Raw genomic sequence first — 18,964 nt, 5'->3', positions numbered from 1 at the left:
AGGCTTAGTAAGAGGGCTTTCTCAATTAGAAGAGCCTGATCTGACCGCAAAGATAAGAGGATTAACCTCTAATCTGTAAAAATCTACACGGTAAAACAGCAAAAAGCCTTCAGGCTGAAGGCTTTTATGCCGCTTTTCACAAAACCCGAACGCCAAAAGCGGCGCACGAGTTCCCAAATTCCTTAATTAATCTTCAAATTCTGCTGCAAGAATGCCCAGTACTTCTGCCACGGTCTCTTCTTCAAGGTCAGTACGGCGCAGCAACTCATCTTTGCTAAGCTCCAATACTGAACGGGCGGTATCACAGCCAATGGCTTTCAGGGACTCAATTACCCAGCCATCGATCTCGTCAGTAAATTCTTCCAAATCGACATCGTCGATCTCAATTTCTTCAACCTGATTGCGATAAACATCAATCTCGTAGCCCACCAGGCGGCTGGCCAGTTTAATATTTGTACCGCCCTTACCAATCGCCAGAGAGACCTGATCGGGCTCCAAAAAGACCTCCGCCCGCTTGGTTTCCTGGTTCAGGTCAATTCTCGTGATCTTAGCCGGCGTCAGTGCACGCTGAATGAACAGCGTCTCGTTATTGGTGAAGTTGACGATGTCGATGTTTTCATTGCGCAGTTCGCGTACAATGCCGTGAATACGGGAACCTTTCATACCTACGCAGGCGCCCACCGGATCAATACGGTCATCGTAAGACTCCACCGCTACCTTCGCACGGTCGCCAGGGATACGCTCAATACGGCGGATGGTAATCAGGCCGTCCTCTATTTCAGGTACTTCCTGCTCCAGGAGTTTCTCAAGGAACAGCGCATCCGTGCGGGACATAATCACAGCCGGGTTGTTGTTGCGCATTTCCACCGCTTTGATGACGCCGCGCACCATATCCCCCTTGCGGAAAAAGTCACCGCGGATGGTCTCGGTGCGGGGAAGCACCAGCTCATTGCCGGTAGCATCATCTAAAACCAGGAACTCCCGCTTCAGAATCTGATGCACCTCACCAACCACAACTTCGCCAATACGCTCACTATAGCTGCGGTAGATTTCGTCTTTCTCCAGCTCCATAATGCGGGAAATCAGCGTCTGACGGGCAGCCATAATTGCCCGGCGGCCAAAGTCCTCCAGGTGCAATTGTTCATAACACTCTTCTCCAATCTCGTAGTCCTCATCAATAGAAAGGGCTTCAGAGATAGAAATCTGACTACGGTCATCCGTCACCTCGCCATCAGGAACAATCTCACGTACACGCCAAAGCTCCAGGTCACCCTTGGTGGTGTTCACGATGACGTCGAAGTTCTCATCTGTACCAAATTTCTTACGGATGAGTGTCCGGAAAACGTCTTCCAGTACACGGACCATTGTAGGGCGATCTATATTCTTCCCGGTTTTAAAGTCCGAGAAGGTTTCCACCAGATTCATCATGGTTCAATGCTATTTGAAGGCAGCCTGCCTGACCACCTGCTCTAATTTTTAAAATGTAATTTTCACTTTCGTATGCTCGATACTGCTAAAAGAGATTTCAGTCTCCACCACCTCCGTCTTTTTGCGCTTACCTTCCTGTACCCGTACTTTCTCTTCCAGCACGATATGGTCTTCTTCCACTTCCAGGAGCGTACCCGTGCGCTTATCGCCATCGTTGAGTTTGACTTCGACTTTGCGGCCTATGTTGCGCGGATACTGCCGCTGCATTATCAGCGGGCGGGAGATACCGGGCGAAGACACCTCGAGCACATACTTTTCGCCCAGCCATTGCTCTTCATCCAGGTATTGCTCCAGATAACGGCTGATTTTATGGCACTTTTCGAAGGTGATCCCAAAATCACTGTCCAGGAACACATCAAGCTTATTGTGCGCATGCAGTTTCAGGTCAACCAGAAAGCAATCGGCAAAAGCATCTTCACGGAATTTCTCTTCCAGCAGGGCGGCAATTTTATCTTCTACCACAGGATCTCAGCGTTTTTTTAGCTCTCTTTTAAGCAACTGCAACAAAAAGAGGGAACGTTTTGGCGTTCCCTCTTCCGAGTTTTGCTGTCTTGTTTCGCAAATATACAGCCTTATTCACTGAAAAGCAACACACTGCGGCATATTTGATGGCAATACGAACGTTTTTTTGTGCCATCCTTGGTCTTTCAGTTATTTTTGAACGGATTGTGGCCCCGGCCAAACCAGCCTGTACTATATTTGTTGGATCAATAATTATTGACGCAAGGAAAAAGACCACTATGAAAGTCGACGAACTGCTGCACCGGGCACTCCACCTTGAGCACCTCTCCACCGAGGAAGGGGTATTTCTTTTTGAAAATGCCTCCACTGCTGAGCTTATGCATGTAGCCCACAAACTGCGCAAGCAGCATGTGCCGCACAATAAAGTGACCTGGATTATTGACCGCAACTCAAACACCACCAACGTTTGTATCGCCAATTGCAAATTCTGCAATTTCTACCGGCGCCCCGGGCACGAAGAGTCCTACACGACAAGCATTGAGGAGTACCAAAAAAAGATAGACGAGCTCTATGCCTACGGCGGCCGTCAGTTGCTGCTGCAGGGCGGGCACCACCCTGACCTTGGGCTGGCCTTCTACGTCGACTTGTTCCGGCAGCTCAAAGCGTTGTACCCTGACCTCAAGCTCCATGCCCTCGGGCCGCCCGAAATTGCCCACATTACCAAACTGGAAGGCAGTACGCATACCGAAGTGCTGCAAGCGCTAAAAGACGCAGGGATGGACTCCCTGCCGGGTGCTGGTGCTGAAATACTGGCCGACCGGGTACGCCGCCTCATCTCCAAAGGCAAATGTGGTGGGCAGGAATGGCTCGATATTATGCATGCGGCCCACAACGTCGGGCTGACCACCTCTGCCACGATGATGTTCGGCCATATCGAAACCAACTGGGAACGTATGGACCACCTGGTGCGCATCCGCGAAGTGCAGTCCATGAAACCAGAAGGTGCCAAGGGCTTTATCGCCTTCATTCCCTGGCCCTTTCAGGATGAGGATACCATTCTCAAGCGGCTCAAGCGGGCTCGCAACACCTGCACAGGCGACGAGTATGTGCGCATGATCGCCATGAGCCGGATTATGCTGCCTAACATCACGAACATTCAGGCTTCCTGGCTGACGGTAGGCAAGCAGGTGGCACAGCTCTGCCTCCACGCTGGGGCCAACGACTTTGGCTCCATCATGATTGAGGAAAATGTGGTCTCCGCTGCCGGCGCCCGCTTCCGCTTTACGGCTGATGGCATACAGGAATCTATTCGCGAAGCCGGGTACATCCCGCAACTGCGCAATCAGGAATACGAGCACATCGAACTACCGGAAAATATCGTACAACAGGAGCTTGACCGCGAGAAAATGATCGTCGATTAACTGGCTCCAATCTCAGTCACCAATACTTTTATGTCAACACCACTTTTCGATCAAATACAGGAAGCAGTTTCTTTCATCAAGGGGAAAACTGCAACACAACCCAAAGTAGGCATCATTCTGGGCACTGGCCTCAGCAATCTGGTCGACCACATCGAGACCGAAGCAGAGATTGCCTATGCTGATATCCCTCACTTTCCCGTCTCGACGGTACAAAGCCACAAAGGCAAACTGGTCTTCGGGCACCTGAAGGGCATGCCGGTGATGGCTATGGCGGGACGTTTCCACTACTATGAGGGCTATACCGCCAAACAGATTACTTTCCCGGTGCGGGTCATGGCAGCGATGGGCGTTCAGCGCCTGGTCATTTCCAATGCCGCAGGTAGTGTCAACGCCAGTATTGAAGCGGGTGATATTGTCTTCATCCGCGACCACATCAACCTACACCCCGAGAACCCACTACGGGGCGAAAACGACGAGCGCCTGGGCCCACGCTTCCCTGATATGCTCAACGCCTACGACCGCAGTCTGAATGCCAAAGGGCTTGCTGTGGCCAAAAACCTGGGCATCCGCGCTCACGAAGGCGTTTATCTCAGCCTGCAGGGCCCCAACCTGGAGACCCCGGCGGAGTATAAATTTGCTCACGTGGTGGGCGCAGATATGGTAGGTATGTCTACCGTACCTGAAGTGCTGGTGGCCCGGCATGCCAACCTCCCCGTCCTGGTCCTCTCCGTAGCGACCAACAAATGCTACCCAATCGAGGAGCTCACGGAAACTACCGTTGAAGAGGTCATTGCAGTGGCTCAGGGCGCGGAGCCCAAAATGCGGGAGATATTGTCGGGTTTGATGCCGGATTTGTTATCGGAGGGGTAGGCCACTTTTATGACTATCACAATCCCTGACCTGATCGCTATATTCCTGTCCGGGTTTGGCATACTGCTTTGTCTTGTGGTGGGGGTTCAGCTGTTGTTGCGACAAGCGGGAATTCGGCAATCTAATTTGCTGCTGGGCGTACTGCTGATCCTCTACGCACTAACGCTCAGTAACAGCCTCTTTGCCATGGCGGGCATCTATGCGCAGTATCAATTCCTGTATTTCATCCCCATCAACTTCAGCCTGAGCCTGGGGCCGCTCTTTTACTTTTTCGTGCGGTCGAGGGTACAGCCTTCCTTTAGGCTGCAGCGCCGGCACCTGCCCCACTTTATCCTCCCGCTGCTACAATTCCTTTTTTATTTGTCGATTGGATTTAGAAGCGCGGCATATAAAAGCTGGATCTGGCGGGAAGTAATCGCCCCCTACGGACAGTTTATTGAGGAAGGGCTGCTCATAGTAATTGCACTTGGGTACCTGGGGGCAGCTTACCGAATGCTGCACGGTATCCCGGAATTGTTCTGGAAAGGCCCTGTATACCGCTGGCTACGGCGGTTTACTATCTCTCTGGCGTTTCTGTTTTTGATTAGTTCAGGTTACGAAATCCTGGACTGGGTGCTGTATGGCTTTTTCGAGTACAACCTGTTCAATATGGAATGGGTGGCTTTCCCGCTGAAGTTGTCCTATGCTGGCATCAGCCTGTTGATCGGGTACCACGCCTATTTGTACCAACATCAGAGCCTGATTCTACCGGAAGCCCAAACCAAACCACCCGCTGAAGAGCCGGAACTTTCGGCCAGAATTGATGCATTACTTGAGGAGCACAAGCCTTATCTCGACCCTGAACTCAGCCTGGAAGCCTTTGCTAAGCTTTTAGGCGTGCACCGCAACACCGTATCCAAAGTACTCAGCAGCCAGGGCGAATCCTTCCGGGGGCTGGTCAATCGGTACCGGGTGGAAGAATTTATCCGGCTCGTACAGGAAGGGCAACACGAACACCTGACACTCCTCGCTATTGCCTTCGAATCGGGCTTCAACTCCAAGGCTTCTTTCAACCGCGCCTTCAAAAGCCATACCGGCAGCCCACCCACCGCGTTTTTTCAGAACTGAAAATGTTTTCCTGGCTTGAATAGGTCCGGTAATCCGTCTCATTATGCATTTCGAGGCGCTATAAACCCTTTGAAACGGCACTTTTGCAGCATTACGGACCAAAACCTAATGCACCATGACTAAGCTATCTTATTTCCGAAATCTCGCAATACTGCTTGCTATCACGCTCAGCAGTTGCGCCTCCCATTCTACCATTGGCATTCCCGCCGGAGAAGAATTTGTGCTGGGAGAAGGGGAGAAAAGCAGCTTTCGCGCTGAACTTAAAAACCTGAGCAGCACAACTCTAAATGTCAGGACTATAGATAAAATAACCGGCGAACAAACTCAGGGCTTTGGCCTGGCGGGCAGAGGGCAAACCCAACTTTGGGCAGGCAGGCGGGAAACGGTCCTGCTTTCCAATCCCACTACGAGAGCTGTGAAAGTAAGGGCTAAGCTAAGCAAGTCTGTGGAAGGAATGCGTTATCAGCAAATGCCGGAAACCACACTGTCCAATGATAGCCCAACCAAGACTTCATTGGTATCCGGAAAGCTCCTTCAGAAAGACAGCCTACTCGCCGATATTGACCTGCTTGAGCGGGCGCTCACCGAGATACACCCCGGTATCTACCGGTACAATAGCCAGGAAAGCATCAACCGGGAATTTGACTGCCTCAGGGCCCAGGTTTATGAAGGCATGACCGAAGCTGAATTCATGAAAATACTAGCACAGTCCATCAAAAAAATCCGGTGCGGGCATACCTACCTAAATCCCTGGAATATGAACGCAGACCTGCGGGACCGCCTGTTCGGAGGCCGAATTTATTTTCCGCTTGGTTTCAGCATCCTCAATGGGCAATTTATCGTAACTCATAACGCTTCGGAGGCCACGGGGATAAGAGCGGGAGCAGCGATTGCTTCCATCAATGGTGTTTCAGCGGCTACTATTCTGGACAGCTTATCCACCATTGCTAAAGTGGATGGGAATAACAACAGCCCGATTCCAAATTACTTGTCGGTCAGCAATTTTGATGCCCGGCACTGGAATGCCTTTGACCTGTACTTCCCACTATTCTTCCCGATGGAGGACACTGCTTTCAAGGTTACCTATCAGAATTTGGGAGAACAGTCCACGCAATCGGTTACCCTGAAGGCTTTGAAGAAGGAAGAGCGAGAGGCCATCATGAACAAGCGCTACCTAGATTCAAGGCCTGAAGGCAGCAGTTGGTCCCTCAATCTCAGCAATCCAGACCTCGCGGTCATGCGCCTGGGGACTTTTGCCATATGGAAGTGGGAAGATTTTGACCATACGGAGTGGTTTCAGGAAGCTTTTGATACCATCCAACAGCTCGGCATTCCCAACCTGGCCATTGACATCAGAGGCAACGGGGGCGGGCTCAGCGAACCCAGAGATGAACTCATCAGCTATCTCATCAGGGACAAACTGGATTGCAGTGGCGCCAGCAAATCACTGATCCGGACCACGAAAGTTGACGCGGCGTTTATACCGCATGCTAAATCCTGGAACCAAATCATCTTCAAGGGGCTGCCGCCACAGTTCTACACCCGTTATGACGATACCTTTTTCGAGCTTAAAGAGGAGGCAGGCTGCCAGGACATCATACCAAAAGACAACCGCTTTGAGGGCCGGGCTTTCATCCTGGGTGGCCCCGGCAATGTATCGGCTACGTTCACTTTATTGCAAAAGGCCAGGCATTACGGTTTTGCCACTTTTGTCGGTCAGGAGTCCGGCGGCAATCAGCAGGGCATTAATGGTGGGGAATACCTCTTTTTTTACCTGCCGCACAGTCAGATGGAAGTGGATATCCCACTCAAATACTTCGCGCCTCCTGGTGAACGACCGGATGCAGGTGTTGCGCCGGAGGTAGAAATTACGCTTACGCAGGAAGATATTGCTCAAGGGCAGGACCCCTGCATGGATTACATTCTTGAGGCTATTAAGTAAGAACTGGGGCATCCACACCATATCTGAACAGGTTAGCCAGACAGGGGGTTGGAGAAGACTTCAGTCCTCTGTTTTTCTGGTGTCGGCTTATCCTAAAAATAAGACATAGCAACTACGCAGAGTAAAACCTCGGCGCCTCAGGTTTGTTATACTTCTGTACACTAGCCACCAAACTAGTCTCGCAGAATTTTTGTAATTTTGCGCCGCTTTTAACCAATAAAACCACGTATGCAAACCACTGCGCCCTACCACCCGCAACATAAAGTTCGGATCGTGACCGCCGCTTCCCTGTTCGACGGACACGACGCCGCCATCAACATCATGCGCCGAATCATGCAAAGCTCAGGCGCTGAAATCATCCACCTCGGCCACAACCGCTCCGTACAGGAAATTGTAGATACCGCCATCATGGAAGATGCGCAGGGCATCGCCATTACCTCCTATCAGGGTGGGCACACCGAATTCTTTAAGTACATGCATGACTTGCTCAAAGAGCGGGGCGCCGGCCACATCAAGCTCTTCGGCGGTGGGGGCGGTACCATTCTGCCGGAAGAAATTGAGGAGCTGCACGACTATGGCATCACCCGTATTTACTCCCCGGATGATGGGCGGGCCCTGGGCCTGCAGGGCATGATCAATGATGTGCTGGAAAAATGCGATTACCCCGTGGGCACCAATCTCAACGGCGAGCTGAAGCAATTTCAGGAAAAAAACCCGCGTGCATTGGCCCGCATGATCTCCGCTGCCGAAAACTTCCCGGAAGAAAACCGCGGCTGGCTGGAACAACTGCGCAAAGATATCGAAGGCAAAACCATCCCGGTGCTGGGCATTACAGGCACCGGCGGGGCAGGCAAATCCAGTCTGGTGGATGAACTGGTGCGCCGCTTTCTGATGGACTTCGACGATAAAACTATCGCCATCATTTCCGTGGACCCGTCCAAGCGAAAGACGGGCGGCGCACTGCTGGGCGACCGCATCCGCATGAATGCCGTCACGGGCAACCTGGCGCAAAACCGCGTCTACATGCGCTCCCTGGCCACCCGGCAGTCCAACCTGGCACTGTCTAAGCACGTACAGGACGCCATCGACATCCTCAAAGCCGCACAGTACGACCTCATCATCCTGGAAACCTCCGGCATCGGGCAGTCTGATACGGAAATCATCGACCACTCCGATATGTCGCTCTATGTGATGACGCCGGAGTACGGGGCCGCCACACAGCTGGAGAAAATCGACATGCTCGACTTCGCTGATGTGATTGCCATCAATAAATTTGACAAGCGGGGCGCACAGGATGCCCTCCGGGATGTGAAGAAGCAGTATCAGCGCAACAACATGCTCTTCGACAAATCGCTGGACGAGATGCCGGTCATTGGCACTATAGCCTCTCAGTTTAACGACCCGGGCATGAACAAGCTCTACCGCACCCTGATGGACGTGCTCGCGGAGCGCACCGGGGCCGACCTGAAGTCCGACTTTATGGCCAGCGATGAGGTGAGCGAAAAGATATTCATCATTCCGCCCAAACGGGTACGTTACCTTTCGGAAATCTCCGACTCCAACCGCAATTACGATGACTGGGTGGACCGGCAGGAACAAGTGGCACGCAAGCTCTTCGCCCTTAACGAATCCATCAAAGCGATTGAGGCGGAGGACAACCTGCCCAACAAAACCGAAACCCTGGCGAGCCTGAAAAAGGCCTACGAGGAAGTGGAGCTGGGGCTGGATGGCTACTGCAAGCGCATCATCGAGACCTGGGAAGACAAAAAGGCACAGTACAAAGCCGACGAATTCATCTATCAGGTGCGGGGCAGGGAAATCCGCGTGCCGACTTTTACGACCTCCCTGTCGCACTCCCGCATTCCCCGCGTAGTGCTGCCCCGCTTCAAGGACTGGGGGGAGATCCTGCGGTGGTCTCTGCAGGAAAACGTACCGGGAGAATTCCCCTACACCGCCGGCGTTTTCCCCTTCAAGCGCAAGGGGGAAGACCCCACGCGCATGTTTGCCGGAGAAGGCGGCCCGGAGCGCACCAATAAGCGTTTCCACTACCTGTCTGAAGGCATGCCCGCCGCCCGTCTGTCCACGGCATTCGACTCCGTGACACTCTACGGAGAAGACCCGGATTACCGCCCGGACATCTACGGCAAGATTGGCAATTCCGGTGTGAGTGTCTGCTCCCTTGATGATGCCAAGCGGTTGTACTCCGGCTTTGATCTTTGCGACCCCAAGACGTCCGTCTCCATGACCATCAACGGGCCGGCAGCCACCATCTGCGCCTTCTTCATGAATGCAGCCATCGATCAGCAGTGCGAAAAGTACATCCGGGAGCATGGGCTGGAGGACAAGGTCGAGGCCAAGCTAAAGGAATTATACGACGATCGCGGGCTGCCCCGCCCGCAGTACCGCGCCGATATGCCCGAAACCAATGATCAGCTCGGGCTGCTCCTGCTGGGCGTCACCGGCGATCAGATTTTGGAAGAAGGCATCTACAACGAGCTCAAAGCCAAAGCGCTGTCCTCCGTTCGCGGCACAGTGCAGGCCGACATCCTCAAGGAGGATCAAGCGCAAAACACCTGCATTTTCTCCACTGAATTCAGCCTCAAGCTGATGGGCGATGTGCAGGAATACTTTATCTGGAATAAGGTGCGCAACTTCTACTCGGTTTCCATTTCCGGCTACCACATTGCGGAAGCAGGCGCGAACCCGATCACGCAGCTGGCCTTCACCCTGGCCAATGGTTTCACCTTCGTGGAGTATTATCTGAGCCGGGGAATGGATATCAACGACTTTGCGCCTAACCTGTCCTTCTTCTTCTCCAACGGTGTAGATCCAGAGTATGCCGTCATCGGCCGGGTCGCCCGCCGCATCTGGGCCAAAGCCATGAAGCAGAAGTACAACGCCAACGAGCGCTCGCAAAAGCTAAAGTACCACATTCAGACCTCCGGCCGCTCCCTCCACGCACAGGAGATCAGCTTCAATGACATCCGGACCACCCTGCAGGCCCTGTACGCCATTTACGACAACTGCAACAGCCTGCACACCAATGCCTACGACGAGGCCATTACCACGCCGACGGAGGAAAGCGTGCGCCGCGCCGTAGCCATTCAGATGATCATCAACCACGAGCTGGGGCTGGCCAAGAATGAAAATCCACTGCAAGGCGCCTTCATCATTGAAGAGCTGACCGAGTTGGTGGAAGAAGCCGTGCTTCTGGAGTTCGACCGCATCACCGAGCGGGGCGGCGTACTGGGCGCTATGGAGACCATGTATCAGCGCGGCAAGATTCAGGATGAAAGCCTCCACTACGAGATGCTCAAGCACACGGGCGAAATGCCGATTATTGGGGTGAATACCTTCCTGAACAAGGATGGGTCGCCTACGGTGCGCCCCGGGGAGGTCATCCGCGCCACCAAGGACGAAAAAGAGGATCAAATCAAAGGCTTGCGCGAACTGCACAAAGCCAATGCTAACCGGGGAGCGCAACACCTGAAGCAGCTACAGCAGGTCGCTATCCAAAACGGCAACCTCTTTGAAGCACTGATGGAAGCGACTAAGCACTGCTCGCTGGGGCAGATTACGCATGCCTTGTATGAGGTGGGCGGGCAGTACCGGCGGAATATGTAAGCTGGAATCGCAAAAATTTCCGATTTTACAGAAAAAAGAAATGGGCAATCGGTTTCTCATTTACTGCATAAAAGGCCTGGCAGCGATTGGGCTGCTGGGCATCTTTGCCTTATCCGTTGCGGTAATGCTGTACGGTATGGTAGAGACAGTACACGCGGCAGGCGGTATCCTGCAGAATCAGCACTCCGAAAAAGACATCATCGTAATTGTGGTGGGCATTGTTGATTTTTTTCTGCTCGGCATCACCGCCCTGCTTGTAGCAGTAGGCTTGTACGAGCTCTTCTTTAAACCGATCGCCGGCCTGCCCGACTGGATCAACATCAAAAACATGGATCAGCTCAAGGTCATGCTCATTACGGTGGCGATTTTAGTCATGAGTATTTCCTTCATGGGCAAAGTCGTCACCTGGAATGGGGAGGACGATATTATGGGTTATGGCGTTGCTTTGGGGCTGGTGATTATTGGGCTGAGCTACTTCCTGAGCATCAAGCAGAAGAAAGAAAGTTAGCACTTGTGCAAAAGCGCCTGAAGGCTCTGTATGGCTGGTGCAAATGGCACAAGTGCAATAGCAGACTACTTCGCCCTGTACTGATGAGAGGGATTGTGAAGAGGATAGTTTCTGATAAGCCGTCAATGATTAATGATTCGTTATGAAAGGAAAGGAGATAGACCTTAATGATGGGATACTAAAAGTATTCATAGAGCAGATTCGCCCAAAAAAAATAGAAGTTCGAAAGCAATTGGATATGGGCTATTCTTGGGACGGTAGCGTTGCTTTACTCTATGAAATTCGTCCGCAATGGGACAAACCCGAGAATATACTGCATCACGAATTTGCCAAAATACGCTATTACAAATCACGTGGCGAATGGAACTTGTACTGGATGCGTGCCAGCGGAAAATGGGAGGCATACGAACCTTATCCCGTTGCTACACATTTGCAGGAATTATTGGAGGTGATTAAAGAGGATAAATACCATTGTTTTTTTGGATAACCCAGATGAATGAATAGATACAATCCACATATTCACCACCGGCCAGCATAAACGCAGGTGGGGCGCTTAGCCCCACTTGCCGTTTTATGCCGTGTTATGTCCAGTTCATTCTTCTCTTCACCATGTATACCCCACTGTCAAGTCAAAACGCAATGGATTGTCCCATTCCCATGTTTGGTCCGTTCTAGGGTCTTTGACAATACGATTGAAGATAATCCTGTCAATCTTCTGAAAGTTGACCACCCTTGAATGCAGGCCTACTATCAATTTGCCGAGCCTGTAATTCACTCCAAGCCTCAATTGGATATCATCCAATTCAAACCTAGCTTCCGTATATGGAAATCCAGCATTACTTACTCTTGAATCTATGATGCTTCTTTGAATTAGCCAATTCAATTCAATCTCAGCTGAGACAGATAAGCGTTCACTCATTCTAAAAAAAGAATTGATATTTATCGGTGCCTTTACCTTATGGTATCTGTCTTGAAGTAATAGTATATCATCAGAACCTCCTTCAATAAAGTACTTATGATCAAAAGGTCTACGGAAGGAAGCAACTTCATAGTTTAGACCAAACCCGCCATAGACCCCTATAATACCTGAAGCCATTATCATTCTCTGTAATAGTAATTCAATTTGGTAAGTACCCCATTGCTTATCATACTGCTCTGCCAGTAATTGCTCTTTAAGAGCATAATCGAACAATCGCTTATCGTGTTTTTCTATGCCAAATTTGGTTCTTACTATCCAATCGCCAAAAATTATAGACTGTCCATGTAATAATTTTGAAACGAGTATTAACCCTGTAATCAACAATATCTTTTTCATAGCTTCACTATTTTTTCGTGATAAATCACTCCATCTGTATTCAATTGCAGAACGTAAAGTCCGGATGGCAAATCAGCCATATCTACTTTGAAGTTTTGGGAGTATTCTTCAAGCTCTCTTACCACTTTTCCATCCGTAGAAATCAGGCTGGCGGCTATTCTTGTGCCAGGTACATAGCCCGAACATGCTACCTCAATAATCTCATTGGCTGGGTTAGGAAAAACATCCGCTTTAAATTCCGCTGCACCTGACTTTGAGCTGGAATTTCTAAAGCCAAACCCACCACCACAATCTTTAACAAGAATTCGGTCACATACCTCCTTTGAGCCACAATCATTGGTCACCGTAACACAGACATAGCCATATCCTGTTGTTATGCCTGCATATCTTCCCTTGTTATCGTACCCATAACCTGAAATCGCTCCATAAAAATCCCATTCAATAGATGAATAATTACCCAGGCAATCCTCAAAAAGGTTTAAAAATGTCTCCCCTTGTTCGCCCACACATATTTCAGTTGGAAATGAGTGTAATTCAAAAGTGCACGGCCTTCCAACAAATAGATCGTACCCTACTTCGGCATCGTTACATCCCTCGGCTGATAGTGTATAAATAAGAGTTGCAGGCCCTGAAGAAGTATTATTTCCCCAAAGTGAAGCTGTGACTCCGTTTCCACTACTCGGTGACGCAAATAAATTCGCTGGTTCGACTCGCCAAGTGACTGTTTTGGCACAAGGCATATTGTTTATCAAGGTATAAGTTTCAGGATCAGTGCATAATACTTCTGGCCCTTCGATAAAAGGGTGCTGCATACAATCCATAGTATTTGGATTTGTAGAAGCTCCCAGCCAGTCTATTAGTCTTGAGTTCGGCGTTCCATTTCCTCCCCACGAAACATCAAACCGTCCGAAAAATGTACCTTTGTTAGGATCGCAAGGTTCAAGTCCATCTCCTCGGCTATCAATACCCATAATGCGTTGGTTAATACCGAATAATGAAGCCCCTGAGCTTCCACCTTCAGTAGTTCCAATATCCCAATCATCGACAAACCAATCAAATGCTTGAGTTGCGGGAGGTGTATTATCAATTGATATTTTTTTGACGTCGCCAGCAGGATGATGTATACATGTTACAACACCATGATTAGGTGTTGTTGTCCTGTCCCAACCAGAAAATGAAAGATTATCTTCTTGATTTAAGGCATCATTCAATTCTACCAATAAAAAATCAGTGTCTCCCCATCTAGCATCAATGGTAGCACCAAAATAAGTAACCCACTGTAATGGATTGGGTTCCTCTGATGGATCACATACAGGACTTTCGTAATTAAACCTAAAATTCCAGTCTATGGGATCGACTCCGCTAATGGTAAAACAATGATTAGCAGTTAAAATATATGGAGTCAAATCGCAACAATCATTATTGATCAATGACCCGCTACATGAACTTTCTCCGATAATTATTTTACATACTGAGCTAATTTGACAATCCCATTCGATCCCTTGTTCGCATGCTACATTTACATTACATGACGCAGAGGTTCCAAAGTCACTGTCATAAATTTCATCCATCAACGTGATAACACCATGGAAATATAAAGGGATGTCAACCGAAAAAGTAAAATTCATAGAAGCGAAGTTAGCGAAGTACAGGGGTTAATCCCCCCCTACCGCTTTACCTTCAACAACCCCGACAGCCCATTCTCATCCACCACACCTACCAGCTTGCCCTGATGGAAGACCGGGAGGATACCACGGCCCTTCCAGTATACTTTACCGTAGGCTTCATCCAGCGGGTCCGTGGGAAGGAGGGCATCGGGGAAAGGGCGGATGACGCTGCTGAGGGGGGTCGAGGAAGGGTCGAGTTTTTTGTCCTTGGCGAGTTTGACGAGCCGGCGCTCGCCTAGCGTGCCAGTCAGGTTGTGCCATTCATCGAATACGAGGAAGTGACGCTCGGTGCCATGCTGCATCAGGTCAAAGGCAGCAGAGAGCGGCTGATCCGTATACAGGGGGGTGTACTGCGGGCGCATGATATCGGCTACCGCGTGTTTGCTGAGGATACCATCGAAGCGTACCATTTTGTATTCATTGGCAGCCATTACAAACACGAAAATACCGATCACCGCCGTGATGATACTGAACTGCCATACCCCGAAGGCGACCAGCCCCACCGCTAACACCTGCCCGACGTAAGTGGCAATCCGCGTAGCCTTCAGGCGGCCCAGGCGGATGGACAGCAGCGCCCGCAACACCCGGCCTCCATCCATAGGGAAGGCGGGCACCATGTTGAAGACCGCCAGGATGCCGTTCAGGAAAATCAGCCCAAAGAGGAAGTAATCCCAGGGCGATAAGCCCACCGAAAAGATATTGGAATTGGGATAAGCCAGGCTCATGAAGAAGTTGTAGAACTTCGACCGGCTTGCCTCGGAAGCCAGCAGGGGCTGAGCTGAAAGCAGCAATCCGATAAATACATTGACCATTGGCCCGGCCACGGCCACCATAAACTCATGTACCGGATTTTCCGGCAGGCGGTCCAGGCGCGCCACACCACCGATGGGCGACAGGATAATATCACGGGTGGCCACGCCATAGCGGCGGGCCGTGAGGGCATGCCCGAATTCATGCAGCACCACGCACCCAAAGATGGCCAATACAAAACCCATCATCCAGGCCATCGTCTCCCAGTCCCAGGCTTCACCCAACCCTTTCGCCAGTACCCATACGAAGATGAGCAGGAAGGTCCAGTGGACCTGCACCGGTATGCCGAAGAACTTCGCAATTTGGACAACGCCTTTCATGAGTGAGGTTAGGTAAAGAATGAATGTGATCTACAAACGTAAAAACGGGAGGCTTAGTTTTTGGGCTGAATCAACAAAAGCACCTCCCCAATACTGAGAAGATGCTTTTGTATCCCTTTTTGGCGGGCCCGGAGGCTGTTATACGCCCTGTTCCTGCATGCTGTCCCGGAAGATTGGCAGGTAGAGCTGCCCTTTCAGGATGTTGCGGGAAATGACCACACGCTGTATCTCGGAAGTACCCTCGTAGATTTGCGTAATCTTTGCATCGCGCATCAGGCGCTCAACATGGTACTCTTTCACAAAGCCGTAGCCACCGTGCACCTGCACCGCTTCTACGGTATGCCGCATGGCCACTTCTGAGGCGTACATTTTAGCCATTGAGCTTGCCATGTCGTAGTCCATTTTGTTGTCTTTGAGCCAGGCCGAACGGTACACCATCAGCTTGGCTGCCTCAATTTCGGTAGCCATATCTGCCAGCTTGAAAGCAATCGCCTGATGCTTGCTGATCGCTTTGCCAAAGGCTTCGCGTTCCCTGGAGTAATTCAGCGCCAGTTCGTAAGCGCCACCGGCAATACCCAGTGCCTGAGCAGCAATACCGATCCGGCCGCCAGACAGCGTCTTCATCGCAAACTTGAAGCCGAAGCCATCCTCGCCTATACGGTTTTCCTTAGGCACCTTCACATCGGTGTACATGATGGTGTGGGTGTCAGAAGAACGGATGCCCAGCTTATCTTCCTTGGCGCCAATCGCTACGCCTTCCGAATCCGTCTCGACAATGAAGCAGTTGATGCCGCGGTGCCCTTTCTCCGGGTCGGTCTGTGCCATTACCAGGTGCAGCTTGGAAGTGCCACCGTTGGTAATCCAGTTTTTGGTGCCATTGAGTACGTAGTGGTCGCCCATGTCCACAGCCGTGGTGCGCTGCATCGTGGCGTCACTGCCTGCTTCCGGCTCGGAGAGGCAGAAAGCACCGATCCATTCGCCGGTAGCCAGTTTAGGCAGGTACTTTGCTTTTTGGGCTTCTGTCCCGTAGGTTTCAATGCCCCAGCAGACCAGAGAGTTGTTGACCGACATGATGACCGAGCAGGAGTTGTCGACCTTAGAAATTTCCTCCATGGCCAGCACGTAGGACATCGTGTCCATGCCGCCGCCACCGTACTCTGGCGATACCATCATACCCAGGAAACCCAGCTCGCCCATTTTGCGGACTTGCTCGGTAGGGTATTCCTGCTTGGAATCGCGCTCAATCACGCCGGGCTTGAGTTCTTTTTGGGCAAATTCGCGTGCCGCTTCCTGAACGGCCAGTTGCTCTTCGGTGAGTTCAAAAAACATATTTTCTTGGTTTATTCAGTTGAGGGCGGTGTACCACTCAAAATATTAGCAAATAACTAATGTGTACTTAGCGAAAATACGCTATTTTCAGCACAAAATAAAATTTTGAAGCCTCGCCTTTGTTGGTGTTTAGTAAAAACTGTTATTCGTCCGGCGCCCTTCTCCACCGATAGCGAATTCCATGCCCATCTGTACCGCTGCATGGTGTTGACTACGCCGGTTGACCTCCCCTTCCCGGCCCTGACTCATATCCATCAGGTCGTAGAAAATTTGCCCATGCGCAAAAATGCGCCCGTGCGAAAAAAGCTTCCTTGACAACCTAATACCCGCAATGGGCCCGATGTGGAAAGCCCTCCCGCCTACATCTTCGGGAAGGAGCACTTTGCTGTCGTCAGCAAGGTCTTGCAGTGCAATCAGCTGAGTGGCTGTAAATTCGTTTTCCAGGGCAATCCGCTCAATTTCCTGATTGAGGAACTGGAAAAAGCCAGCCTCACTTTCGGAGCGCTGAAAGCTCCAGTCAAAACCGGTACGCAGCCCCAGGAAGACTTCGTAGTCAAAGGGGCGGTCGAGGCTGCCCCCGCCCGCACCGTAGCGGGTTTTCAGAAAACTGTACCGGTAGTCGAGGTGGAGGTTCATCCCCTTGCCGCCTTCCCGGAAGTAACCCGGGCTTGCACCTATCTCGATAGACTGTGGCTGTAGCTGCAGGTCAGAAGACTCCCCGAAGCTATAGCGAAGGAAGAAAGTCGCCACGGTCTTGTTGTATCCATTGCGGCCGAACTCCTCGCCCATTTCCAGCTCGCTCATCGGCTCGGCAGCGCCTTGCAGCAAGGCTTCGAGCGAGGCCCCCAGCTTGACCAGGTTCCACATGGCCTGAAAGTGGGGATTGGCGGACAAAGGCGCCCGGTCGTCCAGTGCAAATACGGCGTTCATCTTGACGCCGAAATCCAGTTGTGCATCATCCAGTACCAGCAGGTAGCGGGTGCTGTGCTCGCCTACGCGGCCTTGTGCCCAGGCAGCCGACAGGCTCAGTATCATGAAGATCAGTAGTAGTAGTACATTTTTTCTCATAGTCTATTGAGTTTATTTCCGCCGCCGGGCGGATCGTTGTGCATTGTTTTGCTTCCAGCCAAAACCGGTACGCCAGCGTACGCCTACGTGCGCGTACATCTGCAGCATGGGGTCCGTCCCCTCTACGACGGTATGCCGGCTTCGGGCCACCTCTATGCCGCCAATAACAGAGAAACCTCCGCCAAAATTGACCGGCACGGTGGCCCGGGCAAACCAGCCCAGAGAAGGGATGGTGCGCGGATCCCGGAACTTTCCGAATACAATATTTTGCAGTGCTACTGCGACCTGATCGGTGATGTCTTCCACCGGTGCGAGCAGGCCGCCTTCCATCAGGCTGTCCAGCTTTTCGCTAATGAAGAGGATATTGCCCAGGTCAACCATTGGCGAAGGGTCAGCGGTCAGCCGAAGCCCGCCGGTCAGCTCGGCATCTATGGATATCTGCTCGTTGCGCCCGAAAGCGACGAGGGGACGGTCGCCCAGGAATAACTTTTTGAAATGAACGTACACCTCCGCATCATACCGGTTGGGGAAAAAGGGCTGCGCCCGACCGGCATCAGACAAAGCCATCTGCGCGAGGTGTTCCGCCAGGGCTTCGGCGTCGCCACGCAAAGACAATCGTACGGATTTGACTTGATTACTTAGTTTTTTGCTCTCCGCCCGGTCAATGTAGCGGGGGTCAGAAACAGCCACACTACCTCCAATGAATTTGTAGCGTACGAAGAAGCGCGCCATCCGGACATTTCGCCGTTGCTGCCGTTCCAGCTCCTGCTCGATTTCTATACGCAGGCCAGGAAAGAGGTTTTTCAGCCAGCGGGGCGCATTAAGGTCAAAAAAGGCAAAAGCGCTGTCCACTTCAGTCTCCGCAATCTCCAGCTCAGAAAAGCCAACGATTTCCGAAAGCTCCCCCCGAAAACTGGCATTGGAAATCCCCGTGGTGGTCTCCATCCCAAACTCAAAAGCCTGGGCAGGCAGCAAGCCCGGCAGCAACAGGAGGCAAAGACCACAGATTTGGGTTACTAATTTACTCATCACT

General features: G+C 51.4%; 15 protein-coding genes. 7 read left to right on the top strand and 8 right to left on the bottom strand.

All coding sequences use genetic code 11. The features are described from left to right. Nucleotides 1-186: 186 nt before the first annotated feature. Together nusA and rimP are read right to left on the bottom strand one after the other, a co-directional pair. On the bottom strand, nt 187-1,425 hold the full coding sequence (nusA, locus tag ACO08I_RS17450; RefSeq protein ID WP_044219181.1) for a transcription termination factor NusA: 1,239 nt from the start codon (nt 1,423-1,425) through the stop codon (nt 187-189). Nucleotides 1,426-1,476: 51 nt separating this feature from the next. Further along, nucleotides 1,477-1,950: a ribosome assembly cofactor RimP gene (rimP, locus tag ACO08I_RS17445; RefSeq protein WP_044218889.1), complete on the bottom strand. Its 474-nt coding sequence runs from the start codon at nt 1,948-1,950 to the stop codon at nt 1,477-1,479. A 278-nt stretch (nt 1,951-2,228) separates the two neighbouring features. On the opposite strand from rimP, the gene mqnC reads away from it, so the two are divergent. From mqnC to ACO08I_RS17410, 7 genes are all read left to right on the top strand, one after another. After that, nucleotides 2,229-3,371: a cyclic dehypoxanthinyl futalosine synthase gene (gene mqnC, locus ACO08I_RS17440; protein ID WP_282775071.1), complete on the top strand. Its 1,143-nt coding sequence runs from the start codon at nt 2,229-2,231 to the stop codon at nt 3,369-3,371. Nucleotides 3,372-3,401: 30 nt separating this feature from the next. Further along, nucleotides 3,402-4,241 (top strand): purine-nucleoside phosphorylase, encoded by an 840-nt coding sequence (locus ACO08I_RS17435; RefSeq protein ID WP_421946612.1) that lies wholly within the window; start codon nt 3,402-3,404, stop codon nt 4,239-4,241. A 9-nt stretch (nt 4,242-4,250) separates the two neighbouring features. Next, nucleotides 4,251-5,348, top strand: coding sequence for a helix-turn-helix domain-containing protein (locus ACO08I_RS17430; RefSeq protein ID WP_421946611.1), 1,098 nt, complete (start codon nt 4,251-4,253; stop codon nt 5,346-5,348). Between the two features lie 115 nt (nt 5,349-5,463). Then, nucleotides 5,464-7,290: a S41 family peptidase gene (locus tag ACO08I_RS17425; protein ID WP_421946610.1), complete on the top strand. Its 1,827-nt coding sequence runs from the start codon at nt 5,464-5,466 to the stop codon at nt 7,288-7,290. Nucleotides 7,291-7,518: 228 nt separating this feature from the next. Next, nucleotides 7,519-10,914, top strand: a complete 3,396-nt coding sequence (locus tag ACO08I_RS17420) for a methylmalonyl-CoA mutase family protein (protein ID WP_421946609.1) — start codon at nt 7,519-7,521, stop codon at nt 10,912-10,914. Between the two features lie 40 nt (nt 10,915-10,954). Beyond that, nucleotides 10,955-11,422 carry a YqhA family protein gene (locus tag ACO08I_RS17415; RefSeq protein ID WP_044218867.1) on the top strand — a complete coding sequence of 156 codons (468 nt, stop codon included), beginning with the start codon at nt 10,955-10,957 and terminating at the stop codon, nt 11,420-11,422. Nucleotides 11,423-11,564: 142 nt separating this feature from the next. Next, on the top strand, nt 11,565-11,909 hold the full coding sequence (locus ACO08I_RS17410; RefSeq protein WP_421946608.1) for a DUF3024 domain-containing protein: 345 nt from the start codon (nt 11,565-11,567) through the stop codon (nt 11,907-11,909). A gap of 117 nt (nt 11,910-12,026) precedes the next feature. Here the strand turns inward: ACO08I_RS17410 and ACO08I_RS17405 are convergent, their stop codons facing one another. From ACO08I_RS17405 to ACO08I_RS17380, 6 genes are all read right to left on the bottom strand, one after another. Beyond that, entirely contained in the window at nt 12,027-12,737 is a 711-nt protein-coding gene (locus tag ACO08I_RS17405; RefSeq protein ID WP_421946607.1) for a hypothetical protein, read from the bottom strand. Next, nucleotides 12,734-14,365, bottom strand: coding sequence for a T9SS type A sorting domain-containing protein (locus ACO08I_RS17400; protein WP_421946606.1), 1,632 nt, complete (start codon nt 14,363-14,365; stop codon nt 12,734-12,736). The genes ACO08I_RS17405 and ACO08I_RS17400 overlap by 4 nt, the downstream gene beginning before the upstream one ends. A 38-nt stretch (nt 14,366-14,403) precedes the next feature. After that, nucleotides 14,404-15,534 (bottom strand): site-2 protease family protein, encoded by a 1,131-nt coding sequence (locus ACO08I_RS17395; RefSeq protein ID WP_282775055.1) that lies wholly within the window; start codon nt 15,532-15,534, stop codon nt 14,404-14,406. 138 nt (nt 15,535-15,672) lie between these two features. Further along, nucleotides 15,673-16,863 carry an acyl-CoA dehydrogenase gene (locus ACO08I_RS17390; RefSeq protein WP_044218849.1) on the bottom strand — a complete coding sequence of 397 codons (1,191 nt, stop codon included), beginning with the start codon at nt 16,861-16,863 and terminating at the stop codon, nt 15,673-15,675. A gap of 129 nt (nt 16,864-16,992) precedes the next feature. After that, on the bottom strand, nt 16,993-17,931 hold the full coding sequence (locus tag ACO08I_RS17385) for a hypothetical protein (RefSeq protein ID WP_152604969.1): 939 nt from the start codon (nt 17,929-17,931) through the stop codon (nt 16,993-16,995). 12 nt (nt 17,932-17,943) lie between these two features. Continuing rightward, nucleotides 17,944-18,960, bottom strand: a complete 1,017-nt coding sequence (locus ACO08I_RS17380) for a hypothetical protein (protein ID WP_421946605.1) — start codon at nt 18,958-18,960, stop codon at nt 17,944-17,946. Between the last annotated feature and the right edge of the window lie 4 nt (nt 18,961-18,964).

This window comes from Phaeodactylibacter xiamenensis (assembly GCF_965229835.1).
Taxonomy (GTDB): domain Bacteria; phylum Bacteroidota; class Bacteroidia; order Chitinophagales; family Saprospiraceae; genus Phaeodactylibacter; species Phaeodactylibacter xiamenensis.
The sequence above is the reverse complement of the archived record's forward strand: the minus strand, read 5'-3'. Positions and strand labels throughout refer to the sequence as shown.